At 61.9% G+C, this 4,588-nt stretch carries 7 protein-coding genes; all 7 read left to right on the top strand.

Annotated features, from left to right (window positions below):
• Positions 1-498, top strand: a 498-nt coding sequence (locus EN964_RS25410; RefSeq protein WP_164775983.1) for an EAL domain-containing protein, incomplete at its 5' end; no start/stop codon positions are given.
• A gap of 150 nt (positions 499-648) precedes the next feature.
• Entirely contained in the window at positions 649-1,428 is a 780-nt protein-coding gene (locus EN964_RS25405) for a hypothetical protein (protein WP_127267397.1), read from the top strand.
• A gap of 119 nt (positions 1,429-1,547) precedes the next feature.
• Positions 1,548-1,697 carry a DUF3096 domain-containing protein gene (locus tag EN964_RS25400; RefSeq protein ID WP_013528205.1) on the top strand — a complete coding sequence of 50 codons (150 nt, stop codon included), beginning with the start codon at positions 1,548-1,550 and terminating at the stop codon, positions 1,695-1,697.
• Positions 1,698-1,907: 210 nt separating this feature from the next.
• A complete protein-coding gene (locus EN964_RS25395) occupies positions 1,908-2,132 on the top strand; it encodes an aa3-type cytochrome c oxidase subunit IV (RefSeq protein WP_127267396.1) in 225 nt (74 codons plus the stop codon).
• Positions 2,133-2,216: 84 nt separating this feature from the next.
• A complete protein-coding gene (locus tag EN964_RS25390) occupies positions 2,217-3,485 on the top strand; it encodes a Re/Si-specific NAD(P)(+) transhydrogenase subunit alpha (RefSeq protein ID WP_127267395.1) in 1,269 nt (422 codons plus the stop codon).
• On the top strand, positions 3,485-3,910 hold the full coding sequence (locus tag EN964_RS25385) for a proton-translocating transhydrogenase family protein (protein WP_127267394.1): 426 nt from the start codon (positions 3,485-3,487) through the stop codon (positions 3,908-3,910). The genes EN964_RS25390 and EN964_RS25385 overlap by 1 nt, the downstream gene beginning before the upstream one ends.
• 6 nt (positions 3,911-3,916) lie before the next feature.
• A partial coding sequence (locus EN964_RS25380) for an NAD(P)(+) transhydrogenase (Re/Si-specific) subunit beta (RefSeq protein ID WP_206520078.1) occupies positions 3,917-4,588 on the top strand: 672 nt, incomplete at its 3' end.

Raw genomic sequence — 4,588 nt, 5'->3', positions numbered from 1 at the left:
ATCCAGAAGGTTCGCGATGCGTTGGCCGGCTCCGGCCTCGCCGCCTCCCGGCTCGAGATCGAGGTCACCGAAACGGCGCTGCTCGACGACAAGTCGCTGACGCGCCAGTATATCGAGGAGCTGAAGCAGATCGGCGTACGCATCGCGCTCGACGATTTCGGCACCGGCTATTCGAGCCTGAGCTATCTGCACAAACTGCCGCTCGACAAGATCAAGATCGACCGCTCGTTCCTGATGGACGTCACCCAGAACCCCCGTTCGCTCGAGCTGCTCAAGGGTATCGTCAACCTATCGCGGCCGCTGGGGCTTTCGGTCACCGTCGAGGGTGTAGAGACCTTCGAGCAGCTCAAGATACTGGCGCTGCAGGTCAAGCCCGACCTTGTCCAGGGGTTCCTGTTCGGTTCGGCGCTCAGCGCTTCCGGCATCGAGACCATGTCGAACACGGTATGGCCCTTCGCCAAGGACATCAATACAGCCAAGAGAGCCGCACGCCGCTGACCGGTGCCGGGAAGAATGTCGCCTTTTCATAAAAATTTACGGATCGTTAACGTTAATGATCGGTAAACGACGTGTGCTCCATTTTCATCTTTTACATCTCAGGGTCCCGTCGTAGGTTGAACTGCGGCGGAAACTTACGAGGGTTTGAGTATGGATGTGCAGTTGGAAGCGCTTGGCCATGTGGCGGGCGGGGGTGAAGAAAATTCGCCCGACAGCATGTCGAGTTTCGCCCGCAATGTTTCAGCGATGCTTGAGCGGACGGAATATCGCCGCTGCGACAAGGGAGAGGACCTCGAAGACATCTATAGGTTACGCTACAAATCCTATCGCTTGAATGATATGGTGCCGGAAAACCCGGAACATATTGTGCATGACGAGCTCGACGAAGCTGAAAATTGTTCCAAGTTCGGCGTCTATATTGACGGCATCCTGGTCTCCACGGTGCGCATTCATCATGCCTGCCGGGCCACGCCGCAATCGCCGTCTACAACTGTCTACGGCGACATCCTGCGCCCGATGCTGGCTGCCGGGGCGCACTTTGCCGATCCGAGCCGCTTTGCTGCCGACCCAGACTGGTCGAAGGTCTATCCGCAGATCCCGTACCTGACGCTGCGCCTTGCCGGAATGGCCTGCTTCTACTTCGACGCACCTTACTGTCTCTCGACTATCCGGCCCGAACATGCGGGTTTCTACCGTCGTATCTACTGTTCTGAGCAGATCGGCGAGCTGCGCGACTATCCAGGCCTGAACTACAAGGTCGTGCTCTATCGCGCCAATGTCGCTGCCATTCGCGAGCGGTCGTTCTCGCGCTTTCCATTCTTCCGATCCACATCTCTGGAGCAGCGTATGCTGTTCGAGACACCTGGTGCTGGAGAATTGGCGCCGCTGACCATCCTGCCGACTGCCAAATATTTTCGCGAAGCCGCCTGAGATTAGGCGTTTCGCAGAACCACTGGAGCTTTCCGGCCGGATACGCGTTCTGATGGCTCGGCGCCTTGTCGTCCTCGCCATTGGTCGCCGAATCCACGGATATGCCAAAGGAACCCGTCATGACCATTTCCACACTTGCGCTCACCCCGCTTATCTCGCTGATCGCCGGCGTGCTGATCCTGGTCATGCCAAGGCTGTTGAACTACATCGTCGCGCTCTATCTGATCGTCGTCGGGTTGCTCGGGCTATTTCCGCATCTAGCCGGCTGAGGGCGCCGGCTTAGGCCACGCAAGCGTCTGCTTTCGAAGCATCTTTCCGCATCAAGCATCAGAATCCAGCGATCGGACTCCGTCGCGCGTTGGCAGCCGGCTTCAACCTTTCTTTGAGGCAGTTGTCCGCTGTTGTGCGGCAATAGCGCCATTGCTCTCGGCCCGGCTTTTCGCTATGTGCCTGAAAGATGTCTTCGAAGGGGTATTCCTATGGCTGATCACTCGCCGACCGGTCCTGTCGAACTGGGCGCGAAGATGGACTATGCCGAGCATGACCGCACCTATGCGGGCTTTCTCGCGCTGGCCAAATACGGATCGCTTTTCTGCGGAGCCCTGCTTCTGGCGATGGCCTTCGGCTTCTTCGCGGGCGGCTTCTTCTCGGCGACCATCCTGTTCGTGCTGATTATGGCCGTCGGCGCCTTTATCCTCCGATAGATTTTCCGACACCTTGTCCACGGCGCCGCCGCGAGGCCGGCCGGCGTCTTGCGGGAAATAGCTTCCGGCCGAAAGGATCATGCGGTGGGACAGACGGTTTTCATCCCTCGTGAGCTCGATGCCAATGAGCCGCGCGTCGCGGCCTCGCCCGATACGGTGAAACGGCTGGCGGCGTTGGGCTTCGACGTCGTCGTCGAGGCCGGCGCCGGCACGCGGTCGCGCATCCCCGACGAGGAGTTTTCCAAGGCAGGAGCCACGATCGGCAAGGCTTCCGATGTCGTCAAGGCCGATGTCGTGCTGAAGGTGCGTCGGCCCGGCGATGCCGAGCTGAAGAGCTACAAACCCGGTACAGCGGTCATTGCCATCATGGATCCCTATGGCAATGATGCCGCTGTGGCAGCCCTGGCCAAGGCTGGCGTCACCGCGTTCTCGATGGAATTCATGCCACGCATCACGCGCGCCCAGTCGATGGACGTCTTGTCCTCGCAGGCCAATCTTGCCGGTTACCAGGCGGTGATCGACGGCGCTTCGGAATACGATCGGGCATTGCCGATGATGATGACGGCGGCCGGCACGGTGCCGGCGGCGAAGGTCTTCATCATGGGCGTCGGTGTCGCCGGCCTGCAGGCGATCGCCACCGCGCGCCGGCTTGGTGCGGTCGTCACCGCCACCGACGTTCGCCCTGCCGCCAAGGAACAGGTCGCCTCGCTCGGCGCAAAGTTCCTTGCGGTCGAGGACGAGGAATTCAAGGCGGCCGAAACGGCCGGCGGCTACGCCAAGGAGATGTCGAAGGAATACCAGGCTAAGCAGGCGGCACTCACATCAGAGCACATCGCCAAGCAGGATATCGTTATCACCACCGCGCTTATTCCCGGCCGACCGGCGCCCAAGCTGGTATCGGCGGCGATGGTCGCCTCGATGAAGCCAGGCTCGGTTCTCGTCGATCTGGCGGTCGAGCGCGGCGGCAATGTCGAGGGCGCCGAAGCCGGCAAGGTCGTCACCACCGCCAACAACGTCAAGATTGTCGGCCATCTCAATGTGCCCGGCCGCATCGCGGCGTCGGCATCGCTGCTTTATGCCCGGAACCTCTTCGCCTTCCTCGAAACGCTGGTCGACAAGACGACGAAAACGCTTGCCATCAACCGGGACGACGATCTGGTCAAGGCAACGATGCTGACTAACGGCGGCAAGATCGTGCATCCGTCCTTCGCCAAGCCCGACCAGCAGCCTTATGTCGAACCGGCGGCGATCCCGGCCACAACCATGGTTGCCGACGCTTCGCCCAAGAAAGCCGCGCCCAAGAAACCGGCCGCATCCAAGTCGCCCTCGTCGAAGCCGAAAGGGATCGCGTGATGGATCAGACCCTGCAGAAAGCCCTCGACCAGCTCGACCAGGCCTCCGCCGCGGTTCGGCTGGCAGTGCACAATCTGGCGACCGCGCCTGGTGGTGCCGACGCGGCGGGTGATGCCGCGCATGCGCTGTCCGGCGGTGCCATCGATCCCTTCGTCTTCCGCTTCGCCATCTTCGTGCTGGCGATCTTCGTCGGCTATTACGTCGTCTGGTCGGTGACCCCCGCACTGCATACGCCGCTGATGGCCGTCACCAACGCCATCTCTTCGGTCATCGTCGTCGGCGCGCTGCTTGCCGTCGGCATCGCCGCCTCCGGCATTGCCGCGGGCTTCGGCTTCGTCGCGCTGATGCTGGTGTCGGTCAACATCTTCGGCGGCTTCCTCGTCACCCAGCGCATGCTGGCCATGTACAAGAAGAAGGACAAGTAGAGCGCCATGAACGCCAACTTCGCGTCCTTCCTCTACCTCGTCTCCGGCGTCCTGTTCATCATGGCGCTGCGCGGCCTGTCGCATCCGACCACCAGCCGCCAGGGCAATCTCTACGGCATGATCGGCATGGGCATCGCCATCGCCACCACATTGGCGCTGGCAACCCCCTCGGCCGGCCGCTTCGGCCTGATCGTGCTCGGCCTGGCCATTGGCGGCAGCGTCGGCGCCGTCACCGCGCGCCGCATCGCCATGACCTCGATGCCGCAGCTGGTCGCCGCCTTCCACTCGCTGGTCGGCCTCGCTGCCGTCATGGTGGCGGCCGCCGCCATCTATGCGCCGGAAAGCTTCGGCATCGGCACGGATGGCGACATCCACGCCCAGGCGCTGATCGAGATGAGCCTTGGCGTCGCCATCGGCGCCATCACTTTCACCGGCTCGGTCATCGCCTTCCTGAAGCTCGATGGCCGCATGTCCGGCAAGCCGATCATGATCGGCGGCCGCCACTTCATCAACGCGGCACTTGCCATCGCGCTCGTCGTCCTGATCGTGCTGCTGGTCACCACCGAGTCCAAACTGGTCTTCTGGTTGATCGTTGCGGCCTCGCTGGTGCTCGGCATCCTGCTGATCATCCCGATCGGCGGCGCCGACATGCCGGTCGTCGTCTCGATGCTCAACTCC

Source organism: Mesorhizobium sp. M7A.F.Ca.CA.001.10.2.1 (genome assembly GCF_003998575.1).
Taxonomy (GTDB): domain Bacteria; phylum Pseudomonadota; class Alphaproteobacteria; order Rhizobiales; family Rhizobiaceae; genus Mesorhizobium.
This window is presented reverse-complemented; position numbering and strand designations above follow the sequence as displayed.

Coding starts and splice junctions, on each gene's coding strand:
- EN964_RS25405 (WP_127267397.1), top strand. CDS start 649: ATGGATGTGCAGTTGGAAGCGCTTGGCCATGTGGCGGGCGGGGGTGAA.
- EN964_RS25400 (WP_013528205.1), top strand. CDS start 1,548: ATGACCATTTCCACACTTGCGCTCACCCCGCTTATCTCGCTGATCGCC.
- EN964_RS25395 (WP_127267396.1), top strand. CDS start 1,908: ATGGCTGATCACTCGCCGACCGGTCCTGTCGAACTGGGCGCGAAGATG.
- EN964_RS25385 (WP_127267394.1), top strand. CDS start 3,485: ATGGATCAGACCCTGCAGAAAGCCCTCGACCAGCTCGACCAGGCCTCC.